The following is a 1,300-nucleotide window of genomic DNA, read 5'->3' on the forward strand; positions in this document are numbered from 1 at the left end:
CACCTGTTCAGGTAGGCCGCTAGGCCTCAAAGCGCCCGATGCACCGCATCGGGCGTTTTGTTTTTCAGGGCCATATGGGGCCGTTCTGTGTTGTAGATCTGCACCGCCTCATCAACCATCTGCCTAGCTTGCTCAAGATCTTCAGGGCTGCTCAACAGCAACTCCATCTTGAGGATTCCGTTGATTCGCTCGGCCAGCGCGTTCTGGTAGCAGTCATACCCATCAGTCATGGAGCACTGAACATCGTGCCGTTGGTGCAGTGACTGGTAGAGCGCCGAGCAATATTGGATGCCTCGATCCGAATGGTGGACTAATGGCTGGCGACGACGTCGCTTTCGTAGTGCCTGCTTGAAGGCTTGCGCCACTGACTCGGCATGCAGGCTTTCATGGACGTGGTGGCCAACAATTTTCCTGGAGTACGCGTCCGTTACCAGGCTCAGGTACAGCGGGCCGTTACGTGCGGGCAGGTAAGTAATGTCGGCAACCCAGACGTGCTCCGGCCTTGTTGGAACGACTTGGCTTGGGCCGGGCTTGAGTAAGTTGGGATGGCGGTAGAAGCGATGAAAGCTCTGTGTTGTCTTGTAGTATGCCCGCTTGGGCAGTACCAGCAAACGGCGCTCTCCCAAGACCTGGAACAGCCTATCTCGGCCGATCTGGAATCGTTTGTCAGGCTGGCAATGCAGCAGATAGTGCAGCTTGCGTGTACCCAGACGAGGCTGGCGCATCCGGACTTGCTGAACAAACTTAACCACCCGGTCTGCCTGGCGCTCTTTGCCATCAGCAGCTCGGTTGCGCTTGTAGTAAGCCTGACGACTAATGCCTAGAAACTGACAAGCCCTGGCAATGCTCAGTCCTGCGACTTGGCCTTGCGAGAGGACTTGCCGGATCGCTTTTTTACGACCGAGACACCATAGTCATTTTTCAGAACATCAACGACCGTTTCAAAAAACTGGGCCTTCTGGCTCATCAGCTCAAGCTGCTGCTCAAGCTCTTTGATCCGCTGCTCTGGAGTAAGCGTTTTGGGGTCAGACATCGCGCAGCTCCTCTCGGCCCGAATCGACGCCCCTTGGCTCCAATCCTGCCGACCATGCTTACGCAACCATACCAGAACCGTAGTTTTTCCTTGGATGCCGTACCGCTCCCGAGCCTGGGTGCAGGTCAGTTCACCTTTTTCGACCTGATCAACGACCGCCAATTTAAAAGACAGTGAATAATCACGCTGTGTGCGCTTTACACCTTGCTCCATCTGACTCTCCGGAAATTCGGGATGGGAGGTGTAAACCTTATTCAGGACGGGACA

1 protein-coding gene is annotated in these 1,300 nt (G+C 55.2%); it reads right to left on the reverse strand.

Annotation, left to right across the window (positions count from 1 at the left end; genetic code table 11):
* Positions 1-26 precede the first annotated feature (26 nt).
* A protein-coding gene (locus ACK59H_RS22920; RefSeq protein WP_230849812.1) for an IS3 family transposase occupies positions 27-1,246 on the reverse strand; the annotation gives its coding sequence in 2 pieces (ribosomal slippage) (positions 27-898 and positions 898-1,246; 1,221 coding nt in all).
* Between the last annotated feature and the right edge of the window lie 54 nt (positions 1,247-1,300).

Origin of the sequence: Pseudomonas sp. KCJK9000 (assembly GCF_046230725.1) — a bacterium.
Taxonomy (GTDB): Bacteria; Pseudomonadota; Gammaproteobacteria; order Pseudomonadales; family Pseudomonadaceae; genus Aquipseudomonas; species Aquipseudomonas promysalinigenes.